At 69.5% G+C, this 20,533-nt stretch carries 20 protein-coding genes; 8 read left to right on the top strand and 12 right to left on the bottom strand.

Annotation, left to right across the window (positions count from 1 at the left end; all coding sequences use genetic code 11):
• Positions 1–38 precede the first annotated feature (38 nt).
• Together BZB76_RS22260 and BZB76_RS22255 are read right to left on the bottom strand one after the other, a co-directional pair.
• Positions 39–782: a GntR family transcriptional regulator gene (locus BZB76_RS22260; protein ID WP_121436854.1), complete on the bottom strand. Its 744-nt coding sequence runs from the start codon at positions 780–782 to the stop codon at positions 39–41.
• Between the two features lie 97 nt (positions 783–879).
• The gene (locus BZB76_RS22255; RefSeq protein WP_121436369.1) at positions 880–2,052 is read right to left on the bottom strand and encodes an 8-amino-7-oxononanoate synthase; all 1,173 of its coding nucleotides are present in this window, start codon (positions 2,050–2,052) and stop codon (positions 880–882) included.
• Positions 2,053–2,126: 74 nt separating this feature from the next.
• Here BZB76_RS22255 and BZB76_RS22250 point away from each other — a divergent pair, with 74 nt between their 5' ends.
• Positions 2,127–3,797 carry a sensor histidine kinase gene (locus BZB76_RS22250; RefSeq protein WP_121436368.1) on the top strand — a complete coding sequence of 557 codons (1,671 nt, stop codon included), beginning with the start codon at positions 2,127–2,129 and terminating at the stop codon, positions 3,795–3,797.
• 25 nt (positions 3,798–3,822) lie between these two features.
• Here the strand turns inward: BZB76_RS22250 and BZB76_RS22245 are convergent, their stop codons facing one another.
• A complete protein-coding gene (locus BZB76_RS22245) occupies positions 3,823–4,071 on the bottom strand; it encodes a WhiB family transcriptional regulator (RefSeq protein WP_121436367.1) in 249 nt (82 codons plus the stop codon).
• Positions 4,072–4,362: 291 nt separating this feature from the next.
• Positions 4,363–5,295 carry a diacylglycerol/lipid kinase family protein gene (locus BZB76_RS22240; RefSeq protein ID WP_337959770.1) on the bottom strand — a complete coding sequence of 311 codons (933 nt, stop codon included), beginning with the start codon at positions 5,293–5,295 and terminating at the stop codon, positions 4,363–4,365.
• A 110-nt stretch (positions 5,296–5,405) separates the two neighbouring features.
• Here BZB76_RS22240 and BZB76_RS22235 point away from each other — a divergent pair, with 110 nt between their 5' ends.
• The gene (locus BZB76_RS22235) at positions 5,406–5,939 is read left to right on the top strand and encodes a hypothetical protein (protein WP_211343132.1); all 534 of its coding nucleotides are present in this window, start codon (positions 5,406–5,408) and stop codon (positions 5,937–5,939) included.
• Positions 5,940–5,949: 10 nt separating this feature from the next.
• On the opposite strand, the gene BZB76_RS22230 is transcribed toward BZB76_RS22235, so the two are convergent.
• Both BZB76_RS22230 and BZB76_RS22225 read right to left on the bottom strand, forming a co-directional pair.
• A complete protein-coding gene (locus BZB76_RS22230) occupies positions 5,950–6,708 on the bottom strand; it encodes an RNA polymerase sigma factor SigF (RefSeq protein ID WP_117400477.1) in 759 nt (252 codons plus the stop codon).
• A 50-nt stretch (positions 6,709–6,758) separates the two neighbouring features.
• Positions 6,759–7,187 (bottom strand): ATP-binding protein, encoded by a 429-nt coding sequence (locus BZB76_RS22225; protein ID WP_117400345.1) that lies wholly within the window; start codon positions 7,185–7,187, stop codon positions 6,759–6,761.
• Positions 7,188–7,604: 417 nt separating this feature from the next.
• Here BZB76_RS22225 and BZB76_RS22220 point away from each other — a divergent pair, with 417 nt between their 5' ends.
• Positions 7,605–8,114: a GNAT family N-acetyltransferase gene (locus tag BZB76_RS22220; RefSeq protein ID WP_121436853.1), complete on the top strand. Its 510-nt coding sequence runs from the start codon at positions 7,605–7,607 to the stop codon at positions 8,112–8,114.
• A 388-nt stretch (positions 8,115–8,502) separates the two neighbouring features.
• Here BZB76_RS22220 and sodN read toward each other — a convergent pair whose 3' ends face one another.
• The gene (sodN, locus tag BZB76_RS22215; protein WP_199487475.1) at positions 8,503–8,904 is read right to left on the bottom strand and encodes a superoxide dismutase, Ni; all 402 of its coding nucleotides are present in this window, start codon (positions 8,902–8,904) and stop codon (positions 8,503–8,505) included.
• A gap of 172 nt (positions 8,905–9,076) precedes the next feature.
• On the opposite strand from sodN, the gene BZB76_RS22210 reads away from it, so the two are divergent.
• Positions 9,077–9,484 (top strand): S24 family peptidase, encoded by a 408-nt coding sequence (locus tag BZB76_RS22210; RefSeq protein ID WP_121436365.1) that lies wholly within the window; start codon positions 9,077–9,079, stop codon positions 9,482–9,484.
• Here the strand turns inward: BZB76_RS22210 and BZB76_RS22205 are convergent.
• A complete protein-coding gene (locus tag BZB76_RS22205) occupies positions 9,432–10,637 on the bottom strand; it encodes an NAD(P)-dependent malic enzyme (protein ID WP_121436364.1) in 1,206 nt (401 codons plus the stop codon). The genes BZB76_RS22210 and BZB76_RS22205 overlap by 53 nt on opposite strands.
• 345 nt (positions 10,638–10,982) lie before the next feature.
• On the opposite strand from BZB76_RS22205, the gene BZB76_RS22200 reads away from it, so the two are divergent.
• Genes BZB76_RS22200 through BZB76_RS22185 form a run of 4 tightly spaced genes read left to right on the top strand, consistent with a single transcriptional unit; the run spans position 10,983 to position 14,678 of the window.
• Positions 10,983–11,888: an ABC transporter substrate-binding protein gene (locus BZB76_RS22200; protein ID WP_121436363.1), complete on the top strand. Its 906-nt coding sequence runs from the start codon at positions 10,983–10,985 to the stop codon at positions 11,886–11,888.
• A 3-nt stretch (positions 11,889–11,891) separates the two neighbouring features.
• Positions 11,892–12,881, top strand: coding sequence for an amino acid ABC transporter permease (locus tag BZB76_RS22195; RefSeq protein WP_121436362.1), 990 nt, complete (start codon positions 11,892–11,894; stop codon positions 12,879–12,881).
• Positions 12,878–13,660, top strand: a complete 783-nt coding sequence (locus BZB76_RS22190) for an amino acid ABC transporter ATP-binding protein (RefSeq protein ID WP_121436361.1) — start codon at positions 12,878–12,880, stop codon at positions 13,658–13,660. Before BZB76_RS22195 ends, BZB76_RS22190 begins: the two co-directional genes overlap by 4 nt.
• 49 nt (positions 13,661–13,709) lie before the next feature.
• Entirely contained in the window at positions 13,710–14,678 is a 969-nt protein-coding gene (locus tag BZB76_RS22185; protein ID WP_121436360.1) for a zinc-binding dehydrogenase, read from the top strand.
• Positions 14,679–14,690: 12 nt separating this feature from the next.
• On the opposite strand, the gene BZB76_RS22180 is transcribed toward BZB76_RS22185, so the two are convergent.
• From BZB76_RS22180 to BZB76_RS22165, 4 genes are all read right to left on the bottom strand, one after another.
• Entirely contained in the window at positions 14,691–15,419 is a 729-nt protein-coding gene (locus BZB76_RS22180; RefSeq protein WP_121436359.1) for a PadR family transcriptional regulator, read from the bottom strand.
• A 7-nt stretch (positions 15,420–15,426) separates the two neighbouring features.
• Positions 15,427–16,251, bottom strand: coding sequence for a DUF4097 family beta strand repeat-containing protein (locus tag BZB76_RS22175; RefSeq protein ID WP_121436358.1), 825 nt, complete (start codon positions 16,249–16,251; stop codon positions 15,427–15,429).
• A gap of 85 nt (positions 16,252–16,336) precedes the next feature.
• Complete coding sequence (locus tag BZB76_RS22170) at positions 16,337–16,516, bottom strand: DUF6104 family protein (RefSeq protein WP_121436357.1); 180 nt, start codon at positions 16,514–16,516, stop codon at positions 16,337–16,339.
• Positions 16,517–16,611: 95 nt separating this feature from the next.
• Positions 16,612–20,280 carry a multifunctional oxoglutarate decarboxylase/oxoglutarate dehydrogenase thiamine pyrophosphate-binding subunit/dihydrolipoyllysine-residue succinyltransferase subunit gene (locus BZB76_RS22165; RefSeq protein ID WP_420534808.1) on the bottom strand — a complete coding sequence of 1,223 codons (3,669 nt, stop codon included), beginning with the start codon at positions 20,278–20,280 and terminating at the stop codon, positions 16,612–16,614.
• Between the last annotated feature and the right edge of the window lie 253 nt (positions 20,281–20,533).

The following is a 20,533-nucleotide window of genomic DNA, read 5'->3' as shown; positions in this document are numbered from 1 at the left end:
ACTTGTGGTCGAAATCTGGACGCGGTGGCTGGCCGGGGTCAGCGCCGGAGGCGGGTGACGAACTTGTAACGGTCGCCCCGGTAGAGGGACTGGGCCCACTCGACGGGCTGGCCCGTGGTGTCGAAGGCGTGCCGGGAGAGCAGCAGCATGGGGAGGCCGACGTCCACGCCGAGAAGTTGCGCGTCGTGGGGGGTGGCGAGGACGGTCTCGATCGTCTCCTCGGCCTCGGTGAGGTGGACGTCGTAGGCGGTGGCGAGCGTCTCGTACAGGGAGCGGTGCCGGGGGAGTTCGCGGCGCAGGCCGGGGAAGCGGCGGGCCGGCAGGTGCGAGGTGTCGATCGACATGGCCTCGCCGTCGGCGAGACGGAGCCGGTGGACGCGCAGGACACGGCCGCCGGGACGGATGGCGAGGAGGGTGGCGAGGCGTTCGTCGGCGCTGACGTAACCGGCGTCCAGGATGCGGGTCTCGGGGCGGAGCCCGTGGTGCCGCATGTCCTCGGTGTAGCTGACGAGCTGGAGTTCCTGCGACACCTTCGGTTTGGCGACGAAGGTGCCCTTGCCCTGGATGCGTTGCAGGCGCCCCTCGACGACGAGTTCGGTGAGGGCCTGGCGGACGGTCGTGCGGGACGTCTCGTACTTCTCGGCGAGGGCCCGTTCGGGAGGCAGCGGACTGCCCGGGGGAAGCGACTGGATCAGCTCGACCAGAAGCTCTTTGAGTTTGTAGTACTTGGGAATGCGGGGCGCCTGGTTCGGGTGGCGTTTGCCGACGTCACCCAGCGACACCCGGTCGTACCCGTGCTCGAATCCGCCCCCGTGCCGGGGCCCGCCCCTGACCTCCGTCACGGCATCTCCTCACGTTCATCACCGGTTTTCCCCGATGTTACGTGTGAAGACTACGGCCGGTAGAACAAGCGATCTTGGCCAGGGCCTCCCGGAGGTGGACGAGGTCCGCCTCGTCCAGTGTGGCGCGTGCGGTGAGACGCAGGCACGCGCGGCCCACGGGGACGGACGGTGGCCGGAAGCAGCCGACGTGAAGCCCGTGTTCGGCGCAGATCTCGGCGGCGTGGACGGCGGTGTGCGGTTCGCCGAGGAACACCGGGACGACGGCCGCGGCCGGGTCGGCGGTCTCCAGGCCGGAACCGGCCGCGAGGTCCGCGATCCGGCGGGCCCGGCCGCGGGCGCGGACGGGAAGGCCGGGATCGGTCTCGAGGATGTCGAGCGCGGCGAGCGCGGCCCCGGCGGCGGGCGGGTTGAGGCCGGTGTCGAAGATGAACGACCGGCCGGTGTCGACCAGCGTGTCGATCACCTCGGCGGCGCCGAGGACGGCGCCGCCCTGCGCCGCCAGCGACTTCGACAGCGTGACGGTGAGGATCACGTCGGGTTCGCCCGCGAGGCCCGCGGCGTGCGCGGCGCCGCGGCCGTGGTCGCCGACGACGCCGAGCGCGTGCGCCTCGTCGACGACCAGCAGCGCGCCGTGCGTGCGGACGACGGTGTGCAGGGCCCGCAGCGGCGCGAGATCGCCGTCCACGGAGAACACGGCGTCGGTGACGACGACCGCGTGCTCCTCGTCCCGGTCCGCGAGGGCCTTGTCGACGGCGGCGACGTCGCGGTGCGGGGCGATCACGACCCGTGCTCGCGACAGCCGGCAGGCGTCCACGATCGAGGCGTGGTTGACCCGGTCGGACACCACGAGCGTGCCCGGCCCGGCGAGGGCGGTGACGGCGCCGAGGTTGGCGAGGAAGCCGGAGGAGAACACGAGCCCGGCTGCGCTGCCGGTGAACGCCGCGAGCCGCCGGTCCAGTTCGGCGTGCAGTTCCGTCGTCCCGGTGACGAGGCGGGAACCGGTCGAGCCGGTGCCCCACGCGCGGGCCGCGGCGACGGCGCCCTCGACGACGCGGGGGTCGGCGGCGAGCCCGAGATAGTCGTTGGACGCCAGGTCCACGAGCCCGCCGGGGCCGCCGTGCCGGGGACGCAGCGTCCGGCGCAGCCCGGCCTCGGCGCGCCGCGCCGCCGCGTCACGAAGCCTGGCCAGCGGATCCCCTGCTGCGAACATGCGGGAATTCTCCCAGGTCGCCGGAATTCGGGGTGCGGGCCGGGGCACCAAAACCCATCGGCGATGATGGTGGCGTGCCTACCTTGACCGATCTTGTCCGCGATCACAGCGATCTCGCGGCCGAAGACCTTGAGTGGCTGCACGCGCTGGTGTCCGACTGGCAACTCCTCGCCGACCTGTCGTTCGCGGACCTGCTGCTCTGGGTGCCGCTGCGGTCGGCGGACGCGCTGGACGCGGCCGCGCCGGACACCGACCGGCACTCCCGCGGCGGTCGGCGTCCCGCGCCGGACCCGGGGGCGAGCGTGCCGGGCTGGGTGGCGATCGCGCAGATGCGGCCGACGACCGGGCCGACCGCCTACCCGGAGGATCTCGTCGGGAAGATCGTCCGGACGGGCCGGCGCGGGCTGATCGACGTGGCGTGGCGCGAGGGACGGATCGTCCGGGAGGGCGACCCCGAGTGGGGCAGCGGCATTCCCGTCCGGGAGGAGTCGATCCCGGTGCGCCGCGCCGACAAGGTCCTCGGCGTGATCCAGCGGAGCACGAACCTCAGCTCCGCCCGGACCCCGAGCCGGTTGGAACTGACGTATCTACAGAGCGCCAGCGACCTCGCGACGATGATCTGCGAGGGGACGTTCCCCGCGTCGGACGACGGGCCCAACATGGTCCGCTCGCCGCGCGTCGGCGACGGTCTGATGCGGTTGGACCGCTCCGGCCGCGTCGTCTACGCCAGCCCGAACGCGCAGTCGGCGTACCGGCGGCTCGGCTACCCGGCCGACCTCGTCGGGGAGGCGCTCGGGCAGGTCACCGCCGACCTGTGCGACACGGGGGAGCCGCGGGAGGAGGCGCTGAGCGTCGTGCTGTCGGGCCGGGCGCCCCGCGAGGTCGAGGTGGAGGCGCACGGGTCGATCATGCAGCTCCGGACGATCCCGCTGGTCGTCAGCGAGGAGCGGATCGGCGCGATCGTGCTGTGCCGGGACGTCACCGAACTGCGGTGGCGGGACCGTGAGCTGCTGTCCAAGGACGCCACCATCCGGGAGATCCACCACCGGGTGAAGAACAACCTGCAGACGGTCGCGGCGCTGCTGCGGCTCCAGGCGCGGCGGTTGCAGATCCCGGAGGGACGGGCGGCGCTGGACGAGGCGGTCCGCCGTGTCGGATCCATCGCGATCGTGCACGAGACGCTGTCGCACACCCCCGACGAGCTGATCGACTTCGACGACATCGCGGACCGGGTCATCACGATGGCGGGGGAGGTCTCCACCCCGGAGACCAAGGTCACCCCGAAGCGGACCGGCAGTTTCGGGGTGCTGCCCGCCGAGATCGCCACACCGTTGGCGATGGCGCTCACCGAGCTGCTCCAGAACGCCCTCGAGCACGGCCTGGCGAACCGTTTCGGGACCCTCGAAGTGGTCGCGCACCGCTACGGCGACGGCGACGGCCCCGCCGACCGCGAAGCCTCGGGTGAGAGGCCTGACGGTGAGGGGGCGGGGAGTGCGGGGTCGGACGACACAGGCGGCCGGCTCGTCACGATCGTCGCCGATGACGGTGTCGGCCTTCCGGAGGACATCGACGTGGAGGGCGCCACCAGCCTCGGCCTTCAGATCGTCCGGACGCTGATCGTCGGGGAGTTGGGCGGTCGCCTCGACTTTCGGCCCCGGCCCGGCGGCGGCACCGAGGTGGTCGTGGACGTGCCCCTCACCAACCCGCAGTTCCAGCGGCGCCAACCGCCGCCCGGGACGACCTGAGCCGTGGCCTCGAAAAGGGGCGCGGTCAGACGCGTGCGCGGGCCCGGGAGACGCGGCGCCGCAACGCGCGGCGTTCGTCCTCGCCCATGCCGCCCCACACGCCCGACTCCTGGCCGGACTCCAGCGCCCAGCGCAGACAGGCGTCGCTCACGTCGCAGCGGCGACACACCTGCTTGGCCTCTTCGATCTGGAGAATCGCGGGTCCGGTGTTGCCGATCGGGAAGAACAACTCGGGGTCCACGTCACGGCAGGCTGCGCGGTGGCGCCAGTCCATGCGGTCCACTCCTTCGTCGGGTAGTGGAGGAACTCCACTCTTGTGAACGATTTCACATGTCGCGAACACCCGGGTGGCGGTGGCCAGGTCCAGGGTGAATGTTCGGCGGCGCTGCGAGACGGAGACCGACGGCGTTGGGGTCTCTCATCGGCGGGCGCACTTTGAGCGTGTCAGGGGGGTGTGGGGCGACGCAAGACCTTTGAGAAAGGATTCTCAAAGTATGGGTGTCGCATGTGTCACACCCGGAGGTCAGGCCTGTTACTTGGCTCTCACCTGGCGGGGCTTACGGAGTCAAATGACGATGCGTATCGCCTTCGGGACCGACCGGAACGTCACACTGCGCTGCTCACCAAGGTAGTCGCCGTCCAACTGAAAGGCCATCGGACGCTCCGCGCGCAATGTGACCTCCGCCGCGTCATGCACGTTCACCACGTGTCGTCCCAGGACGGGACGGTGCCGCGCGGTCAGCATCTGCGCCACCGCGCCGAGCGTCGCGCCGACGTCCAGTGAACGCATTCCGAACACGTCCAGACCCCGGGAGAAGTTCGCCTTGGGACTCGGATTCACCGGAAGGCGGCCCATGAAAGTCCACGGCGATGTATTCGAGATGAAAGCAAGGAACAGTCCAGTTTTCGGCGGACGTCCGGGTTGTTCCAAAGTGAGGGCCGGGTGCCGGCGATCGGTCCCGGAGAAGAAATGCCGGAGCGCCGTCCGAACGTACAACGAGTTGTAGGCCGTCGCCCCCGCCGCGCGGCGCCGCTCCACCTCCCGGACGACCTCCGCGTCGAACCCGACGCCCGCACAGAACGTGAAGAAGCGTTCGCCGCCGTCCGGATCGGACGCCGTGCCGAGCCCGATCGTCCGGTACCGGCCCGCCCGCAGCGCCTCCAGCACCGCCTTCGTCGCGCCGATCGGATCGCCCGGCAGGCCCAGCGTCCGGGCGAACACGTTCGTGCTCCCCGTCGGCAACACCGCGAGCGCCGGCACCTCCGGCGACGGCCCCTCCGCGAGCAGCCCGTTCACCGCCTCGTTCACCGTGCCGTCCCCACCCAGCGTGATCACGACGTCATAGCCGTCCACCGCCGCCTGCCGGGACAACTCCATCGCATGACCGCGATGGGCCGTCTCCGCGAGAACCAGATCGAGATCACCGGAGAACGCCCGGATGAGAATGTCACGGGCCCGCCGGGAGGTGGAGGTCGCCATGGGGTTGGCGATGAGCATCGCGCGCACGGCGTTCAGGGTATCGATCGTTCCGAAATGCGTTCGCCCCGCGTTCGCCCCGTGTTCGCCTCCGCGCGAGGCCCCACCCCGGGCGAGTAGGGTTTCGGGTTGTGTCGAAACGTCCCAACACCGTGCGGGCCGCCGCCGCCCTCGAAGCCCTCGAAGGCGCCGGCGCCATCGGATTCGGCGTCTACACCGGCTACGAGACGGCCACCGGCGCCGCCGTCGACGCGGCCAGCGCCATCGGCGTCACCGTCCTCGCCCTCGCCGGCGGACTCGGCATGCTCGTCTGCGCCCGCGGACTCCTGCGCGCCGACCAGTGGAGCCGCGCCCCCACGGTCCTCACCCAACTGTTCGCCCTGCCCATCGCATGGTCGCTGTGGCAGTCCGAACGACCCGCAATCGCGATCCCCATGGGCGTCGTCGCCGTCCTCGCCCTCATCGCCGTCCTCAGCCCGCCCAGCACCGCCTGGCTCCTCGAAGACGACGAAGACGACGACACCGAGCACGGCGACGACGGTGAGGACAGAGACGACGCCGAAGCGGCCCCGAAGGCCGCCGAGCCCGCGGCACGCCCCGGCGAACCCCGCAGCCTCGGGCAGCGCCTCAAGGACCGCCTCAAGGAACAGCCCACCAAGGACTGACCCCGGCGCCCTACTCGTCGGCGGTGAGCCCCTCCCGGAGCTGCGCCAACGTCCGGGCCAGCAACCGGGACACGTGCATCTGCGAGATGCCGAGCTCCGCCGCGATCTGCGACTGGGTCATGTTCCCGAAGAACCGCAGCAGAAGGATCTTCTTCTCCCGCGCCGGAAGCTTCTCCAACAGCGGCTTCAACGACTCGCGGTACTCGACGCCCTCCAGCGACTCGTCCACCATCCCGAGCGAATCGGCCACCGCCGGAGCGTCCTCGTCACCCGAGTCCGGCGCGTCCAACGACACCGTGGAATAGGCGTTGGCGGACTCCAGGCCCTCCAACACCTCCTCCTCGCTCATCTGCAGATGCGCCGCCAGCTCGCTCACCGTCGGAGCGCGGCCCTCCCGCTGCGCGAGATCACTGATCGCCTTCGTCAGCGACAGCTTCAACTCCTGCAGCCGCCGCGGCACCCGCACCGCCCAGCCCTTGTCGCGGAAATGCCGCTTGATCTCACCGACGATCGTCGGCGTCGCATACGTGGAGAACTCCACCCCACGTTCCAGATCGAACCGGTCGATCGACTTGATCAAACCGATCGTGGCGACCTGGATGAGATCGTCCAGCCACTCACCGCGGTTACGGAACCGGCGGGCGAGATACTCCACCAGCGGAAGATGCAACTCCACCAGCTCGTCGCGGATGCGCTGACGCTCCGGATCGCCCTCCGGCAGGACCGCGAGGCGCTCGAACAAGGCACGCGCCCGCGCACGGTCCGGCACCGCGCTGTCGGACCGCTCGTTGCCCGCACCGGCGATCGTCGTCTTCTCCGTCACGAGACCCCCGCCGAACCGCGGCGCTTCTGCAGCGTCACGGTGACCCGGTCGTCGGCGCCCGCCTGAGCGTCCACCTCGCCCGCCAGCGACGACAGCACCGTCCACGCGAACGTGTCGCGGCTCGGCACCTCACCGTCCACCGTGAGCACCGAGACGGAGATGCGCATCGCGTCCCCCGTCAACTCGAACTCGCACACCAGGTCCGTCCCCGGCAGCGCCTGGGCGAGCAGCATCGCGCACGCCTCGTCCACGGCGATGCGCAAGTCCTCTATCTCATCCAGCGTGAAGTCCAACCTCGCCGCAAGACCCGCGGTCGCGGTCCGCAGGACGGACAGGTAGGCGCTCGCGGCAGGCAACTTCACCGTCACCACGTCGCGGACGGACAACTTCGTACTGGTCGGCATTGCAGCGGTTTCCTCGGTCACGTCACTCCCTCGCAGGATGGTCCCGCTGCTTCCGAAACTACCGCCTGAGAGCCCCACTGCGAGACTTCGCCGCGCTGTGTTTATTTGTAGTACGTGGCGGGCGAGGCCCTGGGGGGCCTCGCCCGCCACGTACTACGGTGCGATCGCTGCATCGACTTCGACTCGCCTTACGGCTCGCTGCGCGATCAGGTTCTCGCTTCGCTTGAACCTGCCTTCGGACGCGATCGCAGTGCCCCATGTTGTCGCGTGGTTGCTGTGGTTGCTGTGGTGGCTGGGGTTGTTGCGTCTGGGGGTGCTGATTGGTGCGTCTGCGGGTCCTGGTTGGTGATCCGGTGCGGGTGGGTGGGCTGCATGGGAGGCGGGGTGCGTGGCCGCCGGGTGGGGTTTGGGGGTGGGTGGGTCTTATAGCCTGGGGTGGTGATCCGGGGTGCTGTGGTTGAGGACGTTCCTGAGATTTTGCGGCTGATTCGGGAGCTCGCGGAGTATGAGCGCAGCCTGGAGTCGGTGAAGGCGACCGAGGAGCAGGTGCGGGAGAGTCTTTTTGGGGACGATCCCAAGGTGTTTGCTCATGTCGTTGAGCATGAGGGGCGTGTGGTCGGGTTCGCTGTGTGGTTTCTCACGTACTCGACCTGGAACGGGACGCATGGGATCTATCTGGAGGATCTCTATGTGGAGCCTGGGGTGCGGGGGGTCGGGTACGGGAAGGCGTTGTTGGGCGAGTTGGCGCGGATCGCGGATGAGCGGGGGTACGGGCGGGTCGAGTGGTCTGTTCTCACGTGGAATGAGCCGGCGATCTCGTTCTATGAGGCGATGGGGGCTCGGCCGCAGGACGAGTGGATGGTGTACCGGCTGACCGGGGACGCGATCGCGGCGGCGGGTGATTATCGGCCGCGGCCTGAGCAGACCGGGCAGGGGGCTTCGGTGTAGTTGCCGCCTGCGACTACTACCCCTGCGCCCAGGCAATGGGGGCACAGGCCCGAGCCTCTGACGGCCGGGTGTTCCCATACCGCGCGTGGTTCGTCTTCGGGTGGCTCGCCTGTGCCGCCGACCTGTTTGCGGCCCTGGCAGAACGCGCACAACAGGCGGAGGGAGCCTAGACGCTCCTCTCCTGTTCCGCCGCACTCCGGGCATTCGATCTCGTCGCTCACACGCACCGCCACGTTCGCAGTCCGCGCCGGGCACGACCTTGCCCGGACACCCACCTAGAAGGATGACCGGCGCACGGGGCGCCCGGCAACGTTCTTCCCGTCCGAAAATCGAATTCGGCATGGCTGAGGCCCGGCCCCGGAGCGGGGTCGGGCCTCGACGGTGCGGGTCAGGCCTGCTTGGTCTCCCAGAAGATCTTGTCGATCTCCGCGATCTTCGCGAGCAGTTCGTCCGCGACCTTGACGTCCATGCTGCCCTTGGTGCCGGACGCCCCCGCCAGCTTGGTGGCCTCGTTGAAGAGCTGGTGGAGCTGCGGGTACTTCTCGAAGTGCGGCGGCTTGAAGTAGTCGGTCCACAGGACCCACAGGTGTTCCTTGACGAGCTGCGAGCGCTGCTCCTTGATCAGGATTGCGCGGGCGCGGAACTCCGGGTCGTCGTTGGCCGCGTACTTCTCGGCGATCGCCTTGACCGACTCGGCCTCGATCCGGGCCTGCGCCGGGTCGTAGACGCCGCACGGCAGGTCGCAGTGCGCGGACACCGTGGTCTTCGGGCGCAGAAGCTTGAGCAACACCTGCGAATCCCTTCCCTCGTTGCGGATCATGCTCAGGTCACCGACATTACCCTTGTGGCACCGGGGCCGTCCGGCCAGGGCGCTCGGTAATTCGGCCTAAGACCCGGGGTCTGGCCCCGGAAATACTTCATGACCGCCGTCCGTCGATGTATGCGGGCGGTTGAGGAGGACCATGCGGCACCCGGCGGTTTGGTCGGTCGGTGTGGCCGTACTCGTCCTGGTGTGGGCGCGTCGGCGGCTGCTGACCGTGGAGGTCACCGGCGAATCGATGGCGCCGGGGCTGCGGCCCGGGGACTGGCTGCTCGTGCGTGCCGGTGTCCGGGCAGGGGTCGGTGACCTTGTCGTGGCGCGGCATCCCGAGCGGGAGGACGTGCTCATCGTCAAGCGGGCGGTTCGCCGGTCGGGGGACGGGTGGTGGCTGGAGAGCGACAACCAGAGCGCGCCGGGACGGCGGGACAGTTGGGACTTCGGCGCCGTTCCCGACGCGCTCATCGTCGGACGGGTCGTCGGACGCTACTGGCCCCTCGTCACGCGCGGGCGACGCCGTCGCGGCGGGCCTGCTCGGCCACGGCCTCGGTGACGGCGGGGGCCACCCGCTCGTCGAAGGGGCCGGGGATGACGTAGTCGGCGGACAGGTCCTCGCCGACGATGTCGGCGAGGGCGGTCGCCGCCGCGAGCTTCATGCCCTCGGTGATCGAGTGGGCGCGGACGTCCAGGGCGCCGCGGAAGATGCCGGGGAACGCCAGCACGTTGTTGATCTGGTTGGGATAGTCGCTGCGGCCCGTGGCGACCACCCTGGCGTGCCGGCGCGCCACCTCCGGGTGGACCTCAGGGGTGGGGTTGGAGAGGGCGAAGACGATCGCGTCGTCCGACATCGTGGCGATGCACGACTCCCGGACGGTGCTGCCGGACAGGCCGAGGAACACGTCCGCGCCGCGCAGCGCCTCCTCGGTGGAGCCCTTCAGCTTCGACCGGTTGGTGATGGCGGCGATCCGCTCCTTGTGCAGGTTCAGGCCGTCGCGTCCCTCGTAGATGATGCCCTTGCTGTCGGCGAGGGCGATGTCGCCGATGCCCGCCTCGATGAGGATCCGGGAGACCGCGATGCCCGAGGCGCCCGCGCCGGCGACGACCGCGCGCAGGTCCGAGAGCGGGCGGCCGACCAGGCGGGCCGCGTTGGTGAGGGCGGCGAGCACCACGATCGCGGTGCCGTGCTGGTCGTCGTGGAAGACGGGGATGTCGAGCGCGGCGCGGAGCCGGTCCTCGATCTCGAAGCAGCGGGGGGCGCTGATGTCCTCCAGATTGATGCCGCCGAAGCTCGGCGCCATCCGGACCACCGTGTCGACGATCTCGTCGACGCCCGTGCAGCTCAGCGCGATCGGCACGGAGTCGACCCCGGCGAACTCCTTGAACAGCAGGGACTTGCCCTCCATCACCGGCATGGACGCGGCGGGGCCGATGTCGCCGAGGCCGAGCACGGCGGTGCCGTCGGTGACGACGGCGACGACCCGCGACGACCACGTGTAGTCGTACGCCAGTTCCGGGCGGTCGGCGATCGCCGTGCACACGCGGGCGACGCCGGGTGTGTAGGCCAGGGAAAGGTCGTCCTTGTTTCGGACGGGGATGGTCGAGCGCATCTCCAGCTTTCCGCCGCGATGCAGTGGAAAGGCCGGATCGTCGTCCAGTGAGGACGGATCGGTGGAAACGGGCTGAGCGGACACAGCGACCCCTGTCATGAAGAAATGGCTCTCTTGGACGCCGCCGAGGTGGAGTGGTGTGGTGGCCGGTCACCCGGTGGTCATCTCGTGCGACAAACGGGGGTCACCCGTTGTCCGATTGTGCCATACCCGCCGTCGCGGGCCCGTGGGCCGGGGTGGTGGTGACAGTCACGCGAGCGTTGCCGACCTGTAGCCGTCCGGTTGCCGTCCGTGGGGTAAAGGGGGGTTGGTGCACGGGTCCGGGGCCCGCTCGTTGCGTTATTGTTTCGCACCCTTTATCCGGATCAAGGAAGTTGTGGTGAAAGATGTGCACCTGACCTTTGGATCTACGCGGATCCGACGCAACCACCTGAAGGGGGACCAGTGATCACCGGTTCTCTGCGCCGTCACGGGATCGTGACGAGCGTGCTTGTGCTGACGGGCGCGCTCGCGCTGTCGGCCTGCGGCGAGAAGAAGGACGACACGGGTGCGGGCCCGTCGATCACCGCCTCCGGCGGCGTGGACCAGGGACTGGTCGCCATGGTCCCGGACTCGATCAAGTCGGACGGCAAGATCGTGATCGGCGTGGACTCGTCCTACGCTCCCAACGAGTTCCTGGAGTCCGACGGCAAGACCGTCGTCGGTTGGGACCGCGAGCTGTTCGACGCGGTGGCCGCCAAGCTCGGTCTCAAGACCGAATGGGTCACCAGCAAGTTCGACGACATCATTCCGGGCGTGCAGTCCGGCAAGTACGAGGCGGGCGTCTCCTCGTTCACCATCAACGACGAGCGCAAGCAGGCCGTCACCATGGTGAGCTACTTCAACGCGGGCACCCAGTGGGCGACCAAGAAGGGCAACCCCGCGGGGATCCAGCCCGACAACGCGTGCGGCAAGAAGGTCGCCGTGCAGAAGGCCACCGTCCAGGTCGAGGACGTGCAGAAGCGGTCGAAGGCGTGCACGGACGCCGGGAAGCCCGCGATCACCATCGACCAGTACCAGGGGCAGGACCAGGCGACCGCGGCGGTCGTGTCCGGTAAGGACGACGCCGGGCTCGCCGACTCGCCGATCATCGCCTACGCGGTGCAGAAGACCAACGGCCAGCTCGAACTGCTCGGCGACATCTACGAGGCCGCCCCGTACGGCTTCGTCGTGGCCAAGGAGCAGTCGCGGTTCGCCAAGGCCATCGCGGGCGCGACCAAGGCGCTTCAGGGCGACGGCACCTACAAGAAGATCCTGGAGAAGTGGAACGTCCAGGCCGGGGCGATCAACGATTCGGTCGTGAACCCGTAACCCATGACCGATCTCTCCAAGGACACGCCGGACCCGGCGCGGCCCGAGGCCATCAAGGCCGTGCCGGTCCGGCACCCCGGCCGCTGGGTGGCGGTGGTGGTCATCGCCGTCCTGGCCGCGATGTTCGTCAACATGCTGGTGACGAACGAGAACTTCAAGTGGTCGTTCATCATCGACAACGCCTTCCGGCCGAACATCGTCGAGGGGGTCTACACCACCATCGCGCTGACCGTGCTGGCGATGGTGATCGGCGTCCTCCTCGGTGTGGTGCTCGCCGTGATGCGGCTGTCGGACAACCCCATCCTCAGCGGTGTCGCCTGGCTCTACACGTGGTTCTTCCGGGCCGTTCCCCGGCTGGTGCTCGCGATCCTGTTCGGCAACATGGGCATCCTGTACGCGAAGTACCACATCGGCGGCGTGCCGTTCGCGGGCCCGCTCGGTGACCTGATGGGCGTCGACATCGACGGGACGCTGTTCACCGTCGACGCGCGCACCCTGCTGAGCGGCTTCATGGCCGGTCTGCTGGCGCTCGCGCTGTCGGAGGCCGCCTACATGGCGGAGATCGTCCGGGCCGGGATCCTGTCGGTCGACCCGGGCCAGGAGGAGGCCGCGGGCGCACTCGGGATGTCGCGGGCGCTGACCCTGCGGCGGATCATCCTGCCGCAGGCGATGCGGGTCATCATCCCGCCGACCGGCAACGAGACCATCGCGATGCTGAAGGACACCTCGCTGGTGGCCTTCGTGCCGGTCACCAACGAGCTGTTCTTCCAACTCCAGGCGGTGGGCTCCCGGACGTTCAACGTCTTCCCGATGCTCGTCGCGGCCTGCATGTGGTACTTGATCCTGACCAGTTTCCTGCTGGCGGGTCAGTACTTCATCGAGCGGCACTTCGCCCGCGGCGCGGGAGAGCAGCCCAGGGACAAGCGGACGGCCCTGCGCGCCCTCGGCTTCGGTAGCGGAGGCGGAGCCGCAGGGGGAGGTGGCGGAGCATGACCACGGCGGACGAGACCGGCGGTCTGATGGTCAAGGCCGAGGCGGTGCACAAGAGCTTCGGACGGCTCGACGTGCTTCGCGGCATCGATCTGGAGGTCAAGGCCGGCGAGGTGATGTGCGTCGTCGGACCGTCCGGGTCGGGCAAGTCCACGTTCCTGCGTTGTATCAACCACCTGGAGAAGATCGACGCGGGACGGCTCTGGGTGAACGGCCACCTGGTCGGCTACCGGGAGTCGGGCGGCAAACTCTACGAACTGCGCGATCGCGAGGTGGCCGCGCAGCGCCGTGACATCGGCATGGTCTTCCAGCGGTTCAACCTGTTCCCGCACATGACGGCGCTGGAGAACATCATGGAGGCGCCGTACCGGGTGAAGCGGCAGCCGAAGGCGGAGGTCAGGTCGCGTTCCCTGGCGCTGCTGGAGCGCGTGGGCCTCGGCGACAAGGCGGGCAGCCACCCGGCGCAACTGTCCGGCGGGCAGCAGCAGCGGGTCGCGATCGCGCGGGCGCTCGCGATGGAGCCCGCGCTGATGCTGTTCGACGAGCCGACCTCGGCGCTGGACCCCGAGCTGGTCGGCGAGGTCCTGGAGGTCATGAAACAGCTCGCGCTCGACGGCATGACCATGGTCGTGGTGACGCACGAGATGGGCTTCGCGCGTGAGGTCGGCGACTCGCTGGTGTTCATGGACGGCGGTGTCGTCGTCGAGAAGGGCACGCCCCGCGACGTCCTGACCGAACCGCGCCACCAGCGCACCCGGGATTTCCTGTCCAAGGTGCTCTGACCGGGGGCCGGACCATTTCGGACATGGGACGGAGGACTATCGTGCGTCCATGTTCGCTGTCACGGCTACGCAGATCGACGCAGACAATCCGCTGGACGGGCTGACGACCGGGGAGCGGCCCGACCCCGAGGTGCCGGACGGCTGGACGACCGTCACGGTGCGGGCGGCCGCCCTCAACCATCACGACCTGTGGTCGCTCAAGGGGGTCGGGCTGCCCGCCGACCGGCTCCCGATGATCCTCGGCTGCGACGCGGCCGGGGTCGACGAGGACGGCAACGAGGTCATCGTGCACGCGGTGATCGGCGACCCGGACCGGGGCGGCGGCGACGAGACCCTCGACCCGAAGCGGTCGCTGCTGTCGGAGATCCACCCCGGAACGCTGGCGGAGAAGGTCGCGGTGCCGCGCCGCAACCTCGTCCCGAAGCCCGCCGGACTGTCGTTCGAGGAGGCGGCCTGCCTGCCCACGGCGTGGCTGACCGCGTACCGGATGCTGTTCGCCAAGGCGGAACTGGAGCCGGGGGCGTCGGTGCTGGTGCAGGGCGCGGGCGGCGGGGTCGCGACCGCGGCGATCGCGCTGGCGTCGGCGGCCGGGCTCCGCGTCTACGCCACCAGCCGCAGCGAGGCCAAGCGCCGGCGGGCGCTGGAACTCGGCGCGGACGCGGCGTTCGAGACGGGCGCGCGGCTGCCCGAGCGCGTGGACGCCGTCATCGAGACCGTCGGGCAGGCGACCTGGTCGCACTCGCTGAAGTCGCTGCGCCCCGGCGGCCGGATCGTGGTGTCCGGCGCGACCAGCGGGCCGGTACCCCCCGCGGAGCTGAACCGGGTGTTCTTCCTCCAGCTGTCGGTGGTCGGCTCCACGATGGGCACGCGTGACCAGCTGGAGCGGCTGGCGCGGTTCCTCGTCAAGACGGGGACCAGGCCGCTGATCGACCGGACGCTGCCGCTGAGCCGGGCCCGGGAGGGATTCGCCGCGATGGCCGAGGGCGACCTCTTCGGCAAGATCGTCTTCACGCCCTGAGGGCGGCCGGAGTCAGTCCCGGTCGGTGCGGTGGAAGACCTCGGCCCGCAGCCGGTCGCGGGTCTCGTCCAGAAGGGACTGGGCGGCGGCGAGACCGTCGTCGTCCAGTCCCGACGACGTCGCGGCCTCGCGGACGTCCTCGACGAACGTGCGGAGCAGCCGCTCCAGCTTGAGGCGGGCGACGTCCTCGCGGGTGCCGGTCGCCGTCTTCCAGGCGTCCTCCCAGTTCCGCCGCCACTCTTCCTTCCACGCCTGCCGCTGCTCGCGCCAGTACTCCTTGTGGCGTTTCCACTCTTCCTTCTGGCGCTCGCCGGTCTCCTTCCACGCGTCCTTGGACGTCGCCTTGCCCTGGGCGCGCATCGTCCGGGCGGCCTGGGTCAGCTCCTCGCGCAGCGACCGGACGGTCTGCCGGACGTCCTCCTGCACGCCGCGGGCGAACTCCTGCGCCGACGCGGAGATCTCCTCCTCCAGCTCGGCCAGCTCGTCCATCCGGCGTTCCAGCTCCTCGCGGCCCTTGTCGGTCAGCGAGTACACCTTCTTGCCCTTGATCACCTCATGGGTGACCAGGCCGTCCGACTCCAGCCGCGCGAGCCGCGGGTAGATCGTGCCGGGGGACGGCGAGTACACCCCGAGAAACCGGTCCTGGAGAAGCCGGATCACCTCGTACCCGTGGCGCGGGCTCTCCTCCAGCAGCTTCAGCAGGTACAGCCGCAGGCGACCGTGGCCGAAAACGGGGCTCACGTGATCCTCACTTGTCCCTTCGCGGGGTGGTGGTGTCGGGGGCGGCGTCGTCCCGCCCGATGAGGGTGATCGAGCCGGACACCGTGTTGACGGTGAGGCGCGCCGAGCCGTTCCCGAGCGTCCCCGACCGGCCGCGCGCGACGAAGCTCTCCTGCTCGTCGAGTTCGACGAACGTCGTCTCGATCCTGCCGGCCGCCGAGTTCAGGCCGACCCGCGCGTCGGTGGAGTCGGGGATCCGCAGCGCCACCCCGCCGGACACGGTGGTGACCTCGACCAGGCCGTCGCCGGACAGGGCCGCGTCGGCGGCGATGCGCCCACCGACCGTCCGCGCCGTCAGCCGGTCGACGGTCCCGCCCGCCAGGGACAGGTCACCGGTGATCGAGACGAACGAGACCGCGCCGTCCAGACCCTGTGCCTCGATCCGGCCGGAGACGGTGTTCGCGTTGATCGCGCCCGTCACCCCGTCGAGCGTCACGTCGCCGGAGACGCTCTTCACCGACGTCCGGGACGTCAGGCCGGTCACGACCGCGTCCGCCGACACGAGGTTCAGGCCGACCGGGCAGTCGTGCGGGACGGTCACCGTGACGGTCGCGCTGCACGGCTCGGTGCGCAGCCAGCTCAGCACGCCCTCCCACACCCTCTCGTGGGTGATCGTCAGCATGCCCGCGTCATGGGTGACCAGCAGGGGAGGGCCCTCGACAGCGCCGATGATGACGGCCGGCCGCTCGTCGGAGGCGAGCACGGAGACGTTCCCCGCGATCAGCGTGGCCCGCAGCGCGACCACGCCGTCGAAGTCCAGGGTGGTGGGTTCGTCGATCGTCCAGCGCGACATCGCGATCTGCCCTTTCGTCCTGAACGGCTGCGCTAAACACGATATGTCGCGTTTAGCGAAAGTCAAGATGTATCGCGTTAGGGGGTCAGTCGTCCTCGTCGTCGTCCAGCCGGGCCAGCCAGGTGGCCAGCCGCTCGACGGGCGTCTCGAACTCGGGGTTCAGGTCGACGAACTCGCGCAGCCGCTCGGCCAGCCACGCCAGGCTGACCTCCTCGGCGCCGCGCCGGTCCGTCAGCTCCTCGATGCCCCGGTCGGTGAAGTACATCGCCTGGTTCTCTTTCCTGCCGAAATTCCCTGCCGAAGACGGCCGAGGGCCCCGGTGTCGCGCACCGGAGCCCTCGGATCCAACCGTCCAGGGACCTACTTCTGCCCGAACAGGCGGGCGATCAACGCCTCCTGCTCGGCCTGGTGCAGCTTCGCCGAGCCCACGGCCGGGGACGAGGACGCCGGGCGTGACACCCGCGACATCCGCAGCCCCTCGATGTGGTGCGGCAGCTTCAACGCCATGAACGGCCAGGCGCCCATGTTCGCCGGCTCGTCCTGCACCCACACGACCTCGACGTCCGACGGGTACTTCGCCAGCTCCGCCCTGATCTCGTCCACCGGCGGCGGGTACAGCCGCTCGATCCGGACGATCGCCGTGTCGGTCGCGCCGGACTCCTGCCGCGCCTTGGCCACCTCGTAGTAGATCTTGCCGGTGGTGAGCAGCACGCGCCGCACCTTCGCCGGGTCGATCGCCGGATCGGCGTCCGCGATGACCGGCTGGAACGCGCCGCCGGTGATCTGCGCCACCGGCGAGGTGGCCGCCTTCAGCCGCAGCAGCGACTTCGGCGTGAACACGACCAGCGGCTTCTTCCGGCCCGACAGCACCTGCCAGCGCAGCAGATGGAAGTAGTTCGCCGGGGTCGTCGGGTACACGACCGTCATGTTGTCCTGCGCGCACAACTGGAGGTAACGCTCGATCCGCGCGGACGAGTGGTCGGGGCCCTGCCCCTCGTAGCCGTGCGGCAGCAGCAGCACGACGCTGGAGTGCTGACCCCACTTCTGCTCACCGGACGAGATGTACTCGTCCACGATCGACTGGGCGCCGTTGGCGAAGTCGCCGAACTGCGCCTCCCAACAGACCAGCGCGTCCGGGCGGGTCATGGAGTAGCCGTACTCGAAGCCCATCGCCGCGTACTCGCTGAGCAGCGAGTCGTGGACGTAGAACTTCGACACCCCGTGCCCGAACTGCTTGAGCGGCGTGTACTCCTCGCCCGTCTTGCGGTCGACGAGCACCGCGTGCCGCTGGCCGAACGTCCCGCGCCGGGTGTCCTGCCCGACGAGCCGCACCGGATGACCGTCGATCAGCAGCGAACCGAACGCCAGCAGCTCCCCGGTCGCCCAGTCGATCGCGTCGTCCTCGATCATCTGCGCGCGGCGCTGCAGGATCGGCTGGAGCCGCGGATGCGGCGTGAAGCCCTCCGGCAGGCTGACCTGCGACTCGATGATCCGCTTGACGGTCTCCGCCGGGATCGCCGAACCCGCCCCGCCATGGTCGATCGGGATGCTCTCCTCGACGTCCGGCTTCACCACCGAACCCGGCTCCAGCGGCTTCTTCACCGCCTCGCGGGTCTCGGTGAACGCCCGCTCCAGCTGCTCCTGGTAGTCGCGGAGCGCCTGCTCGGCCTCCTCGACGGTGATGTCGCCGCGGCCGATCAGCGCCTCGGTGTACAGCTTGCGCACCGACCGCTTCGCGTCGATCAGGTCGTACATCAGCGGCTGCGTGAACGAGGGGTTCTCGCCCTCGTTGTGCCCGCGCCGCCGGTAGCACACCATGTCGATGACGACGTCCTTCTTGAACGTCTGCCGGTACTCGAACGCCAGCAGCGCGACCCGCGCGCACGCCTCCGGGTCGTCGCCGTTCACATGGAAGATCGGCGCCTGGATCATCCGGGCGACGTCCGTGGAGTAGACGCTGGACCGCGAGTACTCCGGCGCGGTCGTGAAGCCCACCTGGTTGTTGATGATCACGTGCACGGTGCCGCCGGTGCGGTAGCCGCGCAGCTGCGACAGGTTCAGCGTCTCCGCCACGACGCCCTGCCCGGCGAACGCCGCGTCGCCGTGGACCAGGATCGGCAGCACGCTGAACCCGGCCTCACCGACGTCGAGGAGGTCCTGCTTGGCGCGGACGACGCCCTCCAGCACCGGGTCGACCGTCTCCAGATGCGACGGGTTCGCCACCAGCTCGCAGTGGATCTTGGAGCCGTCGTCGGCGACGAAGTCACCGGACGCGCCGAGGTGGTACTTCACGTCACCGGAGCCCTGCGCGCTGCGCGGGTCGAGGTTGCCCTCGAACTCGCCGAAGATCTGCCCGTAGGACTTGCCGACGATGTTGGCGAGGACGTTCAGCCGTCCCCGGTGCGCCATCCCGATGACGACCTCGTCCAGGCTCTCCTTCGCCGCCGCCGAGATCACCGCGTCCAGCAGCGGGATGACGGACTCGCCGCCCTCCAGCGAGAAGCGCTTCTGCCCGACGAACTTCGTCTGCAGGAACGTCTCGAACGCCTCCGCGCTGTTCAGCCGCCGCAGCACGTGCAGCTGCTCCTCGCGGGACGGCTTGTCGTGCGGGACCTCCACGCGCTCCTGGATCCAGGCGCGCTCCTCCGGGTCCTGCATGTGCATGTACTCGATGCCGACCGTCCGGCAGTACGCCATCCGCAGCACGCCGAGGATCTCGCGCAGCTTCATCGTCGGCTTGCCGCCGAACCCGCCGGTCGCGAACTCGCGCTCCAGGTCCCACAGGGTGAGGCCGTGCTTGAGGATGTCGAGGTCGGGGTGGCGGCGCTGCTTGTACTCCAGCGGGTCGGTGTCGGCCATCAGATGGCCGCGGACCCGGTAGGCGTGGATCAGCTCGTGGACGCGGGCGACCTTCGCGACGTCGTCCTCGTGGGTGGCGGAGATGTCCTTCACCCAGCGCACCGGCTCGTACGGGATGCGCAGCGCCTCGAAGATCTCGTCGTAGAAGCCGTCCGCGCCGAGCAGCAGCTCGTGGATGCGGCGCAGGAAGTCGCCGGACTGCGCGCCCTGGATGATCCGGTGGTCGTAGGTGGAGGTCAGCGTCATGACCTTGCTGATCCCCATGCGCGACAGCGTGTCGCTGGACGCGCCCGCGAACTCCGCCGGGTACTCCATGGCGCCCACACCGATGATCGTCCCCTGGCCCGGCATCAGCCGCGGCACCGAATGGACGGTGCCGATCGTGCCCGGGTTCGTCAGGCTGATCGTCGTGCCCTGGAAGTCGTCCAACGTGAGCTTGCCGCCGCGGGCCTTGCGAACGATCTCCTCATAGGCGGCCCAGAACTGGCGGAAGTCGAGCGTCTCGGCGGCCTTGATGCTCGGCACGACCAGCTGCCGGGACCCGTCGCTCTTCTGCAGGTCGATCGCCAACCCGAAGTTCACATGCTCCGGCCTGATCAGCACGGGCTTGCCGTCGACCTCGGTGAACGCCGCGTTCATCTCCGGCATCACCGCGAGCGCCTTGACGATCGCGTAACCGATCAGATGGGTGAACGAGACCTTGCCACCGCGCCCGCGCTTCAGATGGTTGTTGATCACGATGCGGTTGTCGATCAGCAACTTGGCCGGGACGGCGCGCACGCTCGTCGCCGTCGGCACGCCCAGACTGGCCTCCATGTTGGACGCCGTCCGCGCGGCGACCCCGCGCAACCGGACCTCCTCGGCGCCCTCGGGCACGGGCGGCGGGGCGGGCTTCTGCTCCGCCTTCTGCTCACGCTTCGCCGCGGGCCTGGCCGGAGGCTTCACGGGCTGCTGCGGTGTCGGCGGAGCGGCCGCGGTGCCGTTCGCGGCCTTTCCGGCCGCGCCCTCGGTCGGCGCCTGGGGGGAGGCGGGGGTCACGGACGTGGGCCGGCTGTCCGGCTGGTAGTCCGCGAAGAAGTTCCACCAGGCCTCATCAACCGAGTTCGGGTCTTCGAGGTACTTCTGGTACAGCTCGTCGACCAGCCACTCGTTGGCACCGAAATCTGTCATCTTGGGGTCGGCACTAGTTTGCGACGACTCTGTCGACACGGCGGAGATCGCCCTCTTCCGCAGCTCGCAGGTAATTTCTAAGACCAATCAAGGCTACTCGCCTCCGACCCCCTCCCAGGCCAGTAGGGCAAGGTAACCCCTATCCCGCCGCCCCACCCCGGCCGAACCTGTCGAAGCCGGGGCCTCGGCTTCGACAGGAATCACCAGCGGGACCCGCACAGCAACCCCGAACCGACCCCAACGGCTGCGATCG

The sequence above is a fragment of the Actinomadura pelletieri DSM 43383 genome, from assembly GCF_003634705.1.
Lineage (GTDB): Bacteria > Actinomycetota > Actinomycetes > Streptosporangiales > Streptosporangiaceae > Spirillospora > Spirillospora pelletieri.
This window is presented reverse-complemented; position numbering and strand designations above follow the sequence as displayed.

What these genes read in the sequence shown, in the direction of transcription:
- BZB76_RS22255 (WP_121436369.1), bottom strand. Translation starts at nt 2,052, where the DNA reads ATGTTCGCAGCAGGGGATCCGCTGGCCAGGCTTCGTGACGCGGCGGCG.
- BZB76_RS22245 (WP_121436367.1), bottom strand. Translation starts at nt 4,071, where the DNA reads ATGGACTGGCGCCACCGCGCAGCCTGCCGTGACGTGGACCCCGAGTTG.
- BZB76_RS22240 (WP_337959770.1), bottom strand. Translation starts at nt 5,295, where the DNA reads ATGCTCATCGCCAACCCCATGGCGACCTCCACCTCCCGGCGGGCCCGT.
- BZB76_RS22210 (WP_121436365.1), top strand. Translation starts at nt 9,077, where the DNA reads ATGCGGCACCCGGCGGTTTGGTCGGTCGGTGTGGCCGTACTCGTCCTG.
- BZB76_RS22205 (WP_121436364.1), bottom strand. Translation starts at nt 10,637, where the DNA reads ATGACAGGGGTCGCTGTGTCCGCTCAGCCCGTTTCCACCGATCCGTCC.
- BZB76_RS22195 (WP_121436362.1), top strand. Translation starts at nt 11,892, where the DNA reads ATGACCGATCTCTCCAAGGACACGCCGGACCCGGCGCGGCCCGAGGCC.
- BZB76_RS22190 (WP_121436361.1), top strand. Translation starts at nt 12,878, where the DNA reads ATGACCACGGCGGACGAGACCGGCGGTCTGATGGTCAAGGCCGAGGCG.
- BZB76_RS22185 (WP_121436360.1), top strand. Translation starts at nt 13,710, where the DNA reads ATGTTCGCTGTCACGGCTACGCAGATCGACGCAGACAATCCGCTGGAC.
- BZB76_RS22175 (WP_121436358.1), bottom strand. Translation starts at nt 16,251, where the DNA reads ATGTCGCGCTGGACGATCGACGAACCCACCACCCTGGACTTCGACGGC.
- BZB76_RS22170 (WP_121436357.1), bottom strand. Translation starts at nt 16,516, where the DNA reads ATGTACTTCACCGACCGGGGCATCGAGGAGCTGACGGACCGGCGCGGC.
- BZB76_RS22165 (WP_420534808.1), bottom strand. Translation starts at nt 20,280, where the DNA reads ATGACAGATTTCGGTGCCAACGAGTGGCTGGTCGACGAGCTGTACCAG.